We start from the raw sequence: 12,600 nt of genomic DNA on the forward strand, positions 1-12,600 counted from the left end.
CCGGTAACGCTGGCTAGCGGAACGTGTACTACCTGCTGCGCGTGTTAGTAAAAAAGCCATCTCATCCGGTGTTTCATATGCCGCCGGCAGCTACTTACATGGGCGTCCTGCCTGGATGGATAATGTCATTCTGTGTTAGTAATTAAACCTATATTGTGTTTGTAAGTCAACACGTCATGTGTTTTATTTTCGCGTGATAGCGATTAGGGAGTTGATGCGGGGGAAATGGGCGTAAAAAAACCAGCTCAGAGGCTGGTTTTATGTATTTCTAGGGCTGTAGCTATTGTTCGTCGGCTGCTTTAAATCGCCCGCGAAGATATCGCTCGACATAATCGTCGATCTCTTTCAAACGTATCTGAAATGTATCGATCATTCTGTCCTGCTCAGCTTCAGGAAGTTGATCAAAAAGAGAAAGCAGTTTTCGATGTCTTGGTGTTAACCAGCTCTCCGTATGATCTTCTCCAAAAATCAATTCGGAAGGGCTAATGCCGAGAGCATTGGAAATGGTAATAGCATCATCGACACCAATATTTCGGCGCCCAGCCTCATAGTTACCTATACGTGACTGCACCCACCCACACAATTCAGCGAGCTTCGCTTGCGAAATTCCTTTCTGTTCGCGGATTTGCTTCAGCCTTAAGGCAATCGAGGTGTTTATGTTCATTTCTGCTTTTTACCACGTAGCGTGTTTTTAAACAAAATACGTATCGTCTTGACTTTCTAACACATCTTGTGTTTAATTCGGTTAAACATCAGACGAGAGGAAAACATGAACAATATTGCCAGAGAGCGCCAAGCACTCGGGTTAACCCAGGAGCAACTGGCCCAACTGTTTGGTTGGCGACAATCCCGTATTTCCAATTATGAAAACGGCACTCGAAATCCAGGGCTACCAGAGTGCCGTCTGATCGTGCAGAAGCTGAATGAACTTGGGCGATCCTGCACGTTGGATAGTGTATTTCCGCCTGTAGGAGGGGATTAGCAATGCAAACGATCGGTATATCCAATCTTAACCAACACTCCTTTGCACCTCTGAAATCAAAAAATCAGATTGAACCGCAGCGCCGCGACAATATGAAACGCCTGAGCGTATTTGATGCTGTTCGCGTATGGGAGAAAACCTTACCGGGGCAGGCACAGGAAACTATTGCCAGGCTGGTGGCTGAGGAATGGCAGCGCATCGGTGGGCGAGGGATCACGGTCAACAAGCTGAACCTGTTCCGGTATCTCCGTAACGATGGTGGCTCTGAAAAATATAACCGCAACGTAATGCATCTCCTACCCGCTATTGCAGCCGCAATGCCAATCGAAATTGCCCGACAGTTTGGTCTCCGATCCGGTAAAACCGAAGCGGAGCTGGTGGCCAGCGCAATTAAAGAATGTGGGGAAGCGCACCAGGCAAAGCTACTCGGCGCGCCAGTGCATCGACTGGAAAAAGAGATATGGGAAGCCGCTACGTCCCTTTATGCAATGCTTCCTCGTGAAATCTCCGAGCCAGCTCTGGCGCTGCTCAGCACTCTGGCACCGCAATGTTTTTGATTCGAGTTTTTACCAATGACCATCACGTCCGGGAAACCGGGCATCAGGAGTAATCATGGCCGCGCTGCCTTACATGCAACTTTACATTGCTGACTACCTGGCGGACACCATGCATTTGTCCACGGAGGAGCATGGGGCCTACTTGCTCCTTATGTTCAATTACTGGCAGACAGGGCGAGCAATCCCCAAAAACCGTCTGGCAAAAATCGCACGGCTAAGCAACGAGCGTTGGAGCGCCGTTGAAGCCTCGTTAAAAGAGTTTTTCAACGACAACGGCACCGAGTGGGTGCAGGAACGGATTGAAAGAGATCTGGAGGCTGTCCGTTCCTCTGTAAATCAGAAGTCAGCAGCCGGTAAAGCCTCAGCGAGAGCGAGAAAAGCGAAAAAATCAACGAAGGACCAACGCAGCGGTAACGAGCGTTCAACGGGTGTTGAAAGTCCGTTCGAACAGAATGGTAACGGCAATTCAACTAATAAAGATCCAGATACAGATACAGATCTAAAAGAAAACCCCTCTCTTAACGCGGGCGAGCTAGTAGTTGCTCCCCAGGAAGAAACAACGCCACCCCGTTACTTGGAGGGCGTCAATGAGCCGATCGGAAAATTCACGATGTCCGAACACTGGCTGCCCTCCAGAGATTTTCGTCAGCGCGCCGCCCAGTGGGGAATACAACTGCCGGAGCCTGATTATCTGCCCACGGAGCTGGCTGAGTTCTCTGCCTACTGGAAATCGGAAAGCAAAGTTTTTGCCCAAATCCAGTGGGAGCAGAAGTTTGCCCGGCACGTCGTGCTGGTGAGATCGAAAAAACAACCTGAAACCGGAGGTAAAAACCATGCGGGAGTACGAGCAGAACCAACAGCATCCAGAGCTGTTCAGCAGATACGAGAAGCCAGAGAACGCTGGGAGCAAGAAAACGGATTTGCAGGCGACGCGGACGGCATGGCGCCTGTGGGAGGTCATGGGGGAGGTATTTTCGAACCGATGGACTCAGAAGAACGGGACGGAACCTTCGGCTATGTGGATTGCGCAGATCGGTTCAATGACTGAGAAGCAAATCACTCTGGTGTGCAATCAGTGCATGGAGCGCTGTGCTGCCGGAAACACGTGGCCACCCGACCTGGCTGAATTTGTTGCCCTGGTTTCGGAGAGCGGAGCTAACCCGTTTGGTCTCACTCCGGATGCGGTGATGGCTGAATACAAACGCTGGCGCAACGAGTCGTACCGCTTTTCCGGCAGTGATAAATATCCCTGGCCGCAACCAGTGCTGTACCACATTTGCATCGAAATGCGGCGAACGGGAGTAGAGCGTCAGATGACCGAGAAGGAGTTAATAAAACTGGCAGAAAAATTACTTACGAAGTGGGCGAAACATATCCAGAACGGATTCTCAATTCCACCTGTTCGGCGCCAACTGGCTGGGCCTAAAAATCCTGGTGGACCAACCCCAGCGGAACTGCTGAGGGAAGAATACAAACGCCGCAAAAAGGCAGGTTTAATCAACTAACGAGTTTGACTAATGACAAAGGAACTATAAAAATTTTGTCAACATAGGCTTCGAACTGGCAGAGAAATCGGGCGATTGATAACTTACTTGGGATGAGTGAGCCCGTCGTTGTAACGTTGAGCAGGAAAAACTTCTTATGATATCCGCTCAGAACTACTGGTTAGTAATGACGACCGCTCTCGATCTCCTGCTAATCCAGCGGTTTGAAAGTTACAGTGAAGTTCTTTGGTTTGTGTTTCATTATTATATTTATAATATAAAAAATAGCTAAGGGCCTTATAAACTAATTATAAGTGTTTTTCTAAAGCAGGACTGGATGCAATTTACATTTAATTTTTTTAATGGCTTAAATTGCAGCATGTGGATGTAATCCCGGTTCTTAAGGAAAATATATAATGGACGGATTTGAAGAAGTGTCCTCGATGGAGGGCATGTATGCACCGATAAATGTTCGACGTGAACTTAAACAAATGTTCTCGCGCTGGTTAACGATCCCCATATATTCCCGCGCCGTTCTTGGAGAAGGGGAAGTGATAAACGAAGTGGATCTGCTCGATCTATGTGAGCATTTTCGCTTGGAATATCCCGGTGAAGATAAAGACTTGGCAAAAAACTGGAACAATTCAGAATACCGGAAGGCAGATGGTGGGCCGATTTTCGAAGATCTCGTCAGTATGGGTTGGGTGCTCTTTGATGGTGGCCGATGGCTTATGCAGCAACCTCCCACAACAGCAATTTCTCAAATAACCTACCCAAGCAATAGCACGAAAAATTTCCTTGAAGGGCTCAGCAAGCCTCGGTTAGTTCCAAAGACTAACCTGCAACCTACGGCAGTTCTTACGCTCGTAGAAAGAATTAACGATCAGTCTTTACTCGAAAAACACGTTCCGATTGGAAATCCCGAGTGGTTCATGGGTCGATTGTGGGAGCAGATTTGCCCTACCGATCTTATTAATCGGCAAAATCATTTGCCTTCAATACAGATGTACGCACCTGAAGAAGACGATAATGCTCCTTTGCTATCACTAACAGAGGCAAATATAGACGCTTTAGACAGCGCTTTTCTTGAGTGGACTGCATGGTGCCATATCTTTGGAGTTTATGGGATATGGGACAGTGGTTGGTCGCCTTCGCATCAGCGGCTCTGTCGTGAAGCAGCACACCGTGTACTAAAACGTCAGACGCTTTGGGGTGAATGGGACCGTGATCTTGCACGTTATGTGAAAGTAATGCGGGAGATGTATACGATTTCTGATAGTCACTTGAGGTTTGCATATATTGCGGAAAAGATGCCTCCGTATACATTAATAGAACGAGCTGATTGGCTTGCAAGTCGAGAAGTCGAATACCTCATGTTAGACCGGTTCATGATGCAAAGCTATGGCCCTAATATGGTCTCCATTGCGTTTGCTTTGTTATGTTCCGAACTTGAAAAGATCGATATCGGACAAGGGATTATGGATGCAGCGGATGCGCTTTTGTCGTTCGCGATAAAGCATCCCATGGCGTTGTTACAATTGAAGCTCCGTGTCGATACCGAACCTAAATTGTTAGTGGATATGCTTTTATTCCCTCCCGCAGTCTGTCTGGCGGCTAAATGGACGGTGGAATGGCGGCAACATTCTGAGCGTAACACTGATCTTAGTAGATATCGTGAGGCTCAGACTAAAACATTTGCCGTCCAGGATTCCCTGTCACTTATTGCTTACCATTTAGACACCAATTCGATAAGCCTTGAGGAGTGCGCATCTTTAATAATGTGGTGCTACAAAGATAGCATGCGATTTGAACGGGCTATTGCGGATCCTAGGCGAGTCATTGGGCGCCAACTCCTGAGAATGTTCGCAAAGCAAAATGAACAAGTCCAGTCCGAAGTGCTAAAACACCTTGTGGATCATGCGGCATATGAGAACAATGTACCCAGAGTGTGTTTTTCAGGCGTACTTGATGCAGTAAATAGTCTCCCATTGGTGTCGGATGCTGCAATTACGCCAGTGATTGCTCTTTATTCATCGTTTGCGCGTAAGCAAAACCTGGATTGGACAGACGCAGCAGAGTTATCCTCAAAAATGGCAAGCCGCCTCGTTGCGGCTGCGTGCGCACAAGTCGCAACTGAGCGTGATGCATTTCTGATTCCATTTGACAGCATGGAGCTTATCCATGGGGCGTCGAGCGATAATCAGTTTACCGTGCGATCGTCTGTTGCTCGGACCATGAGGACACATATACGACTGATCGCACGTGCAGTCTCTGACTGGCCTTATGAATATGTACCACCCGTTCTCTGCGAAGCCCTTAAAATACTTATCTCGAAGAGTATTATTGAGCATGATGAAAAAGGGCGAATTGGTGCCCTTACGGACAGATATAGCCCCAACCACTTTCGAATTCAGGAAGAAGGGTCACCTGCCCAGGATCTTGCTTCCGCCTGGCGTCAATTGGACGAGAGCAATCAGGAAGACTTGTTACAGGTATTCGCGCAATCAGACGATCCTGTACTTCTCGCCGAGCTTTGCCAGTATCTGCCAGCTACGGCGAAGACAGGTATCAAAGCAAGGTTGCTGCAACTCAAACCAAGTGAAGCATCCAATTACTGGACTTGGACTGAGATACACCATCGTATCGAGACCTTATTAATTGCTGGGGAGTACGATCTCGCCCGCGAACATCTGGAGAGTATCAGGCCGGATTTAAACAACGCGCCACAGCAGTTTTGGCTTGCCCTTTTTGTTCTTGAGCTCCGGCTATTTTTAAAAGAGGAAAATTGGACCGCTCTGGATAACGCGACGTTTCCTCCCACGTTAGTTCAGACGATAGCTCGGCAAGCTGATGAACAACTGGAGTTTTACAGAGCGACTTCTCAGCTTTTGCGCCCGAATGGAGATCTTGTCAGTGCCCGGAATGCATTGAGGCGTCTTTCATCAAAACCAGGAGCAAGCACAACATACAGAGATAACTATTTTGCTGTCGCTATCCAAAATATAATTGGGCCCACCCTTCATCCGCTGATCGGGGAGGACAAGATAGCCGGAGAACATCTGCTTGAGGAAATTAATAGCGTTGCTGATGCTAATAACAAATTGGCAAGTGATATATTAATTGCTAACCGTGCAATTCTGTTGCTCGCCTTACAAAAACCTGCGGCGGCCTTAGAAAGCGTAGCTCAACGTCGCAGTGAAGTGCGTAACTCAGAATTAGAAATGGTAGTAGTACGAGCAAAATATGAGATGGGGCATGAGGCTGAAGCGATGGCAATCCTTGATGCAGCCATTAACGAATTTGAGAAAGACAACAAGCGTCTTGTCGAATTTAAGAAGGAGCTACAAGAAGACCGCCTTGCTTCAAGAGTTGCTTCTGCATCTGTTTCTGTCGACTCTGTGTCATCCATTCGTACCGCTCTACAGCAATTAGCCCAGCTACCGATTGCCCAAGTGGGAGATGTTCTAGGTCCACCAGGGCTCGGTTTTAGTGGATATCTTGTTAGAGAAGTATCCAAAGCTGTTGCTTCACTACAACGTATGGTAGGAATGCTCCGCCCCAGGGGAAATGCACTGGATGAAGCAAAGTTCGAAGACGATCTTAATAGTGCGGTCAGAGAAGTTCTAGGCGCATCTCTCGCAATAGCTAAGTGGGATGTTGCTGATCAGTCTCTCGGCGGAATAACTGCAAAAGGCAATCCCGGCGAAAGAGATGCAGTCATCAGGGTCTCTGGGCAAGAAATATCTATTTATGAAGCACTCGTTTGTAAAGGAGTTGACCGGACAAACATTAAGTACCATTTTGACAAGCTGCTTTCATACGGGACTTGCTTCATCTATTTTCATGTTATCTATTCATATGCAGAAGAGATCAAACCTATCCTTGATTACGTTAGGAGTATGCTTGAGCATGAAACATTGCCACAACTCTCATATTGTGGTTGCGAGGAATTGACGCCCCCAAGTTTTGAGACGAGTGGCTATTTAGCAACCTACCGCGTCGACCATCGGGATGTGGTTATAGCATTCCTAGTTGCTGACCTTAAAATCCGTACTGTCTAATGAATCGGATTGCGCCTTAAATGATGCGAACTTACTCTGAATCGTTGACATGGCTTAATCAACCGGGAATAGGACAGATATTGCTAATCGCGAATGGTAAATCGATCTGATTGACTGCTTAAGTGTTAAGCAAACTTACTTGTTAATTGTCCACCACTTTTGAAAAATCAAGCAGTTAATCTCAATTTGTTTGCTTTTCACACAATAACAGTAGCAATGCCAAAATAAAAAAATCTTAAATATCATTCTCTTAATTTGTGTTGAAATGTACCACTGATTTAAATACTGTATGTATAAACAGTATTTTGGCGGTTGCTTCATCGCATTGGCAAGGACTCCTCGGTGTGGTTTAGCTGCTGATGCTGAGCCAGAACAATAGGAATGTCTGCGCCACTGGGCGCATAAGGGGAATGGGTGGAAAGTGATGTTTTGACCAGTTACGATCTGGTACGTCGGGATGATGGGGTTGTGGTGTTTACGTTTGATATGCCTGCAAATTGTAAGGCGCTTTTGTACAGGCAGGGGGAGACATATAGCTTCAGGCCCATGTCCCCTTCAGAAATAGTTGGTACTCCAAACCTGTTTATTCAGATGCTTGAACGTGCTGGTTACCGTGTTTCCCCAAACTCTGATATATTGCCTCCGCCAGCCTGAACAACTGGCAACCTGCTGCGCCCGGAGGAAAAACCGTGGCGCAGAAAACCCCACAAAATTGCATCATTAAACTGACGCTAATCAGCGCCAGCGATTTCTGCTGTCTCCACCGGGAGGCTGCATGAAAAAAGGCTGGTTTCATCACACCGATCTGACAGAAAGCCAGGCTAAAGAGCTTGTTGCTCGATATACAGCCAGAGGCGTCGAGACGGAGAAATCCCTATCGCCTGACTATCTCTCATGGATCGTCAGCGCATTCTTGCCCGAAGATAAAGCGCCCCGTCGCGGTGACTCAAAATTCAGGGGGCGCTCATGATTTATCCTATTGTGCCGATGGGCAAACCCCGTATGACCCGCTCTGACAAATGGAAAAAAAGACCGGAGGTGATGCGCTATCGTGCGTTTCGCGATGAGGTTCGGATCCGTGGCGTCGTCTTGCCCGCTGCCGGGGCGCACATCACCTTTATTCTGCCGATGCCTGCGAGCTGGAGCAAAAAGAAGCGTGCTGAGATGAACGGGAAGCCACACCAGGTGAAACCTGACAAAGACAACCTTGAGAAAGCGCTCCTTGATGCTTTGTTCGAAAACGATGCGCACATTTGGGATTCACGGGTTACAAAACTATGGGGTGAATCTGGCCAGATTATTATCGAGGAGGATGCTTTATGCGCATTCTCCTGAAGCCTGCCATATCACGGGAAATGGGCATCGTATTACTGGAACCCGGCAAACATCTGATGTCGCTCTTTGCATCCGGACGCGTGCTGGTGGAGATGGAGCCAGCCAATATGGCCCACTTACCCAGCGGTGAAGTTCCACCTGCACACCAGCCTTTGATTGCAGATCCTGCGTTGGCCCCTTTTTTTTCCAACGAAAAAGTTATTGCTGCTGCTGGTGGAGTAGACGGTGTTGAATACTGGTTACGCGGAATGCGTGCCGGTTGCCAGTGGCCGCACTCTGACTATCACCACTCTGAGATGGTAACGTTGCGTTACCCACCAGCGGCGGTTCGGCTTTGCTGGAGTTGCGATAACCAGCTGCGCGAGCAGTCTCTCGATCAACTTTCTGCCATAGCCAGTAAAAATGCCGCTGAATATGTTATCCGCGCCGCGCGTGGCTTTCTTCATTTCAGGGATGATCATGAATTAACGCTGCCAGAGCTTTGCTGGTGGGCGTTTTGCCGGGATGTATTGTCAGCGGTTCCAGGGGATATGGCTCGGAAGGCGTTACAACTTCCGGCACTGATCGCACCAGATGTTATGCGTGAAAGTGACATTGTCCCGTCAGTTCCGACCACCAGCATTCTTGCCAAACACGCATCTGCCCCCGGCGTTACTGAGCTTCTGGATGCCAGATTTGAACCAGTACGCGAAAAGCCCGTGGTGTCTCTGATTGTTGATCCTGTGGCTCCGAAAACGCTTTTCAGACTTCCCAAGCGCAGTCGATGGGAAAATCCGAAATTCCTTGAATGGGTAAAAACTCAACCCTGCGAATGCTGCGGCAACCCTGCCGACGATCCACATCATCTTATTGGCTGGGGGCAGGGCGGAACTGGCACTAAAGCACATGATGCGTTCACCATCCCGCTCTGTAGACAACATCACGATGAACTGCACGGTAACGCCGGAGTAGCTGCGTTCGAACGTAAATACGGCACACAGCCGGAGTTAATCATCAAATTGCTGGACCGGGCATTCGCGCTCGGCGTTCTGGCGTGAAGTGGAGATAATTGATGCGCGATATTCAAAAGATATTGGAACTGTGGGGGGCATGGGCAGCAAGTGATTCATGCAATGTGGATTATTCGCCTATTGCCGCAGGGTTCAAAGGTTTGTTGCCACAGACCAGTAAAACGCGGATTACATGTTCTGACAATGATGGGTTGATTATCGAAGGTTGCATGGCAAGGCTGATAAAAAAACGCCCCTATGATTACCACTTGCTAGTGGGATATTACGTTTACATGATCTCGAAGCGCAAAATGGCGAAGAACCGGAAGAAGAGCGAGAAACAGATCCGTATCGAAATGATGCTGGCTGAAGGTTTTATCGAGGGGTGCCTTTCTATGCTAGATATCCGGCTTGAGATGGATGAGGTGGTATTTATAGAAAAAAATCAAAAATGTTCTAGTGCGGTCCGCGTTTTTTGATTTAACGTGTTAAGAGTGGTCACTTAGACACGAACTTAAAATGATTTTAAAACCTCGCTTCGGCTCTGAGGGATTTCATAAATCAGTGCTATATTTTGGTAGGTTTTGGCGAGAGGGTTAAGAACGGTGATAAGCACCGTTCGTTTTAAAATTAGCGGCGAGTGTTGCAGGTCATTCTTCACGAACTCGAGATATAAAAAACCCGCCGCTGAGCGGGTTTTTTATTGTAAGATAAATCACTCAATTTTAATTCTATAAATACTTACTTGGTCGACATTATTGTTATCGCTTTCTAAAATGAGGGAGCTTAATTCGTCATCTTGGTATGCTTCTAACGAAACATTAGGGCCAATATTTAATATTTTTTTCGCAAGTCTCTCCGCAGCATTTCTTTTTGTAAAACTATCATTAAAGCTATGGGCGTCGTGTCGTGAAGCATCTTGATTCCATGAAACTTGTTTATCTTTTGACGAAGTGTGTTTTTTAGCTGCTATATGTATATGTCTTTGTGTATTGGTATTTGTGTTTGCCGGGTCTACTCGGTAGTAAAGTCCAGAGTTTGAATCTTCCTTCCAGCTTTCGGTAGTAATGCTAAGAACTTCAATTTCATCATTGAGAATGATTTGAGCCGTTAAAACATAGCCCTCAGGTAAGCCGTCAGTAATCTCAGTCAACATACTCATCATCGATCCTTATTTGGCTGGTTTTGAAATGTAATTTTAGGTGTGATTCTTGGATTACTCGCTATCTCACTAGCTAAGATGATGGAGAGTAACCCTATGAAAATGAAGATAACAGAGAGCACAAAAGGACGCCATATTTCGATAACTAATTAAATGGCTAGTTTAGAGAACTTTTTAATTATAACTGAGCAAGCCATATCAAACCCTCACTTCTACTGAAGAGATAGGGTGTAAGAATTTAACCATCACAGCACCCCGTCTAATCGGAGGTGAGAGACTATGAAAATGCCTTACAAACAAGATTTCATTGCTGCTCTACTGGCTGCAAAAGAGCAGGGTATTGGCGCGATGCTGGCGTTTGCAATGGCGTATCTCCGGGGACGCTATAACGGCGGACCAATAATGAAAACGCTTATCGATGCCACCATGTGCGCGATGATCGCCTGGTTTGCCCGTGACCTGTTGGATTTCTTCGGTCTGGCTAAAAACCTGTCGTATATCGCCAGTGTGTTTATTGGCTACGTTGGAACAGATTTTATCGGCGGCTTCATCAAACGCTTCGCCGCCAGAAAAGCAGGGGTGGATGATGCAAATCAGCAGTAAAGGGATCGCCTTAATTAAGCAGTTTGAAGGTCTGCGGCTTACGGCATATCAGGACAGCGTCGGCGTGTGGACGATTGGTTATGGCTGGACGCAGCCGGTTGACGGTAAACCTATCTCTAAGGGGATGGTCATCAAGCCTGAAACCGCTGAGCGCCTGCTTAAAATTGGCATGGTAAGTTACGAAAATGACGTGTCGAAACTGGTGAAGGTGAAGCTGACTCAGGGGCAGTTTGATGCGCTGGTGTCGTTTGCCTACAATCTTGGATCGCGCGCACTTTCCAGGTCCACGCTCCTGAAAAAGCTAAATGCCGGTGATTACGATGGCGCAGCGGATGAATTTCCGCGCTGGAATCAAGCCGGTGGTAGGGAGCTTGCCGGACTGACCCGTCGCCGTGAGGCGGAGTTCGCTCTGTTCATATCGTGATTGAGGCATTGTTAAAGCGCTACTGGCTCCAGTTATCGGCCATAGCGTTGGTGGCAGTGCTCACCTTGTTCGCTAATCACTACCGTGAGAACGCGCTCGCCTACAAAGCGCAGCGTGATAAATCCACCAGCGATCTGAAGCTGGTTAAGGACACTATCACAGATATGCAGGTGCGTCAGCGTGAAGTTGCTGCGCTGGATGCGAAATATACCGGAGAACTGGCAAATGCACAGGCCACTATTGATCAGCTTGAACGCGATGTTGCTGATGGCAAGCGTAGGTTGCGTCTCAACGCCACCTGTGGAAAGGACGGAGCGCCCGGCACCGGCGGCGTGGGCGATGCAACCAGCCCCAGACTTACAGACTCCGCTCAACGGGATTATTTCATCCTCAGAGAGCGTATCGCCGTAGTGACTAAGCAGGTCGGTTATTTGCAGCAGTATATAAGAGAGCAGTGCCAGTAATTAAAAACTCTCACAAATGTGATATCGATCACTGCCATTAGATTATAAGCAATATAATAATTTCCTTTTTTAAATAGAGGTTTTTATGAAAATAATAGGAATTAATCAAGAAATTAGTAGTACAAGTCCTAATATGGGGGAACGCTATTTCGAGCTGGATGGTATACCAGATAGGGGGTGGCAGGATGTGTTCTTAGCTCTTCATAGGCAGTCTATGGATATGATGAAGCGTAACGTTAGGCTTCAAAATAATTGGGTTGTAGTCCAATGCCCCTTTGAAGAAATGCAACATCAAATCGATTCATTAAATGAAATTTGCAAAAAGGCAACTGAAGAAATTGAAGCTGCCAAAGTGCGCGCGGAAGAAGCTGAATTGAAAAGGCAGGAATTAGAACAAGAAAAAAGGGAAAATGCGATTGCGCATTTCAATAAACTAAAATTCAATAAAGAATAATTGGATCACAGCAGGCATTTACTGAGTGTCTGTGATAATGCTTTATTGAGATAAATCTTAGGCGTAATCTGTAACCTCCGTTTAT

The 12,600-nt window shown here is 47.1% G+C and carries 15 protein-coding genes; 13 read left to right on the forward strand and 2 right to left on the reverse strand.

Annotation, left to right across the window (positions count from 1 at the left end; all coding sequences use genetic code 11):
• Nucleotides 1-280: 280 nt before the first annotated feature.
• Nucleotides 281-664, reverse strand: coding sequence for a helix-turn-helix domain-containing protein (locus AWR26_RS09705; RefSeq protein ID WP_035886338.1), 384 nt, complete (start codon nucleotides 662-664; stop codon nucleotides 281-283).
• A gap of 105 nt (nucleotides 665-769) precedes the next feature.
• Here AWR26_RS09705 and AWR26_RS09710 point away from each other — a divergent pair, with 105 nt between their 5' ends.
• The 9 genes from AWR26_RS09710 (at nucleotide 770) to AWR26_RS09750 (ending at nucleotide 9,887) form a co-directional block, all read left to right on the forward strand.
• The gene (locus AWR26_RS09710; RefSeq protein WP_071892659.1) at nucleotides 770-982 is read left to right on the forward strand and encodes a helix-turn-helix transcriptional regulator; all 213 of its coding nucleotides are present in this window, start codon (nucleotides 770-772) and stop codon (nucleotides 980-982) included.
• A gap of 2 nt (nucleotides 983-984) precedes the next feature.
• Nucleotides 985-1,539: a toxin YdaT family protein gene (locus AWR26_RS09715; protein ID WP_064565383.1), complete on the forward strand. Its 555-nt coding sequence runs from the start codon at nucleotides 985-987 to the stop codon at nucleotides 1,537-1,539.
• Between the two features lie 55 nt (nucleotides 1,540-1,594).
• A complete protein-coding gene (locus AWR26_RS09720) occupies nucleotides 1,595-2,587 on the forward strand; it encodes a DUF1376 domain-containing protein (RefSeq protein ID WP_064565388.1) in 993 nt (330 codons plus the stop codon).
• A complete protein-coding gene (locus AWR26_RS09725) occupies nucleotides 2,499-3,044 on the forward strand; it encodes a replication protein P (RefSeq protein ID WP_074922516.1) in 546 nt (181 codons plus the stop codon). The genes AWR26_RS09720 and AWR26_RS09725 overlap by 89 nt, the downstream gene beginning before the upstream one ends.
• 395 nt (nucleotides 3,045-3,439) lie before the next feature.
• Nucleotides 3,440-7,084, forward strand: a complete 3,645-nt coding sequence (locus AWR26_RS09730; RefSeq protein ID WP_064565391.1) for a hypothetical protein — start codon at nucleotides 3,440-3,442, stop codon at nucleotides 7,082-7,084.
• A 775-nt stretch (nucleotides 7,085-7,859) separates the two neighbouring features.
• Nucleotides 7,860-8,054 carry a hypothetical protein gene (locus AWR26_RS09735; protein WP_064565394.1) on the forward strand — a complete coding sequence of 65 codons (195 nt, stop codon included), beginning with the start codon at nucleotides 7,860-7,862 and terminating at the stop codon, nucleotides 8,052-8,054.
• Complete coding sequence (locus AWR26_RS09740; RefSeq protein WP_064565397.1) at nucleotides 8,051-8,419, forward strand: RusA family crossover junction endodeoxyribonuclease; 369 nt, start codon at nucleotides 8,051-8,053, stop codon at nucleotides 8,417-8,419. The genes AWR26_RS09735 and AWR26_RS09740 overlap by 4 nt, the downstream gene beginning before the upstream one ends.
• A complete protein-coding gene (locus AWR26_RS09745) occupies nucleotides 8,404-9,456 on the forward strand; it encodes a DUF968 domain-containing protein (protein ID WP_064565401.1) in 1,053 nt (350 codons plus the stop codon). The genes AWR26_RS09740 and AWR26_RS09745 overlap by 16 nt, the downstream gene beginning before the upstream one ends.
• A 14-nt stretch (nucleotides 9,457-9,470) precedes the next feature.
• Nucleotides 9,471-9,887 (forward strand): antiterminator Q family protein, encoded by a 417-nt coding sequence (locus AWR26_RS09750; protein ID WP_064565404.1) that lies wholly within the window; start codon nucleotides 9,471-9,473, stop codon nucleotides 9,885-9,887.
• Nucleotides 9,888-10,123: 236 nt separating this feature from the next.
• On the opposite strand, the gene AWR26_RS09755 is transcribed toward AWR26_RS09750, so the two are convergent.
• Nucleotides 10,124-10,564 carry a DUF6367 family protein gene (locus tag AWR26_RS09755; RefSeq protein ID WP_139227910.1) on the reverse strand — a complete coding sequence of 147 codons (441 nt, stop codon included), beginning with the start codon at nucleotides 10,562-10,564 and terminating at the stop codon, nucleotides 10,124-10,126.
• A 285-nt stretch (nucleotides 10,565-10,849) separates the two neighbouring features.
• Between AWR26_RS09755 and AWR26_RS09760 the strand changes: the two genes are divergently transcribed.
• The 4 genes from AWR26_RS09760 to AWR26_RS09775 all read left to right on the forward strand — a co-directional run bounded on the left by AWR26_RS09760 (nucleotide 10,850) and on the right by AWR26_RS09775 (nucleotide 12,515).
• Nucleotides 10,850-11,173: a phage holin, lambda family gene (locus AWR26_RS09760; protein ID WP_007371424.1), complete on the forward strand. Its 324-nt coding sequence runs from the start codon at nucleotides 10,850-10,852 to the stop codon at nucleotides 11,171-11,173.
• On the forward strand, nucleotides 11,157-11,597 hold the full coding sequence (locus AWR26_RS09765; RefSeq protein ID WP_064565410.1) for a lysozyme: 441 nt from the start codon (nucleotides 11,157-11,159) through the stop codon (nucleotides 11,595-11,597). Before AWR26_RS09760 ends, AWR26_RS09765 begins: the two co-directional genes overlap by 17 nt.
• A complete protein-coding gene (locus AWR26_RS09770; RefSeq protein WP_064565413.1) occupies nucleotides 11,594-12,061 on the forward strand; it encodes a lysis protein in 468 nt (155 codons plus the stop codon). Before AWR26_RS09765 ends, AWR26_RS09770 begins: the two co-directional genes overlap by 4 nt.
• An 85-nt stretch (nucleotides 12,062-12,146) precedes the next feature.
• Complete coding sequence (locus tag AWR26_RS09775; RefSeq protein ID WP_064565416.1) at nucleotides 12,147-12,515, forward strand: hypothetical protein; 369 nt, start codon at nucleotides 12,147-12,149, stop codon at nucleotides 12,513-12,515.
• Nucleotides 12,516-12,600: the final 85 nt, after the last annotated feature.

The organism is Kosakonia oryzae (genome assembly GCF_001658025.2).
Taxonomy (GTDB): Bacteria; Pseudomonadota; Gammaproteobacteria; order Enterobacterales; family Enterobacteriaceae; genus Kosakonia; species Kosakonia oryzae.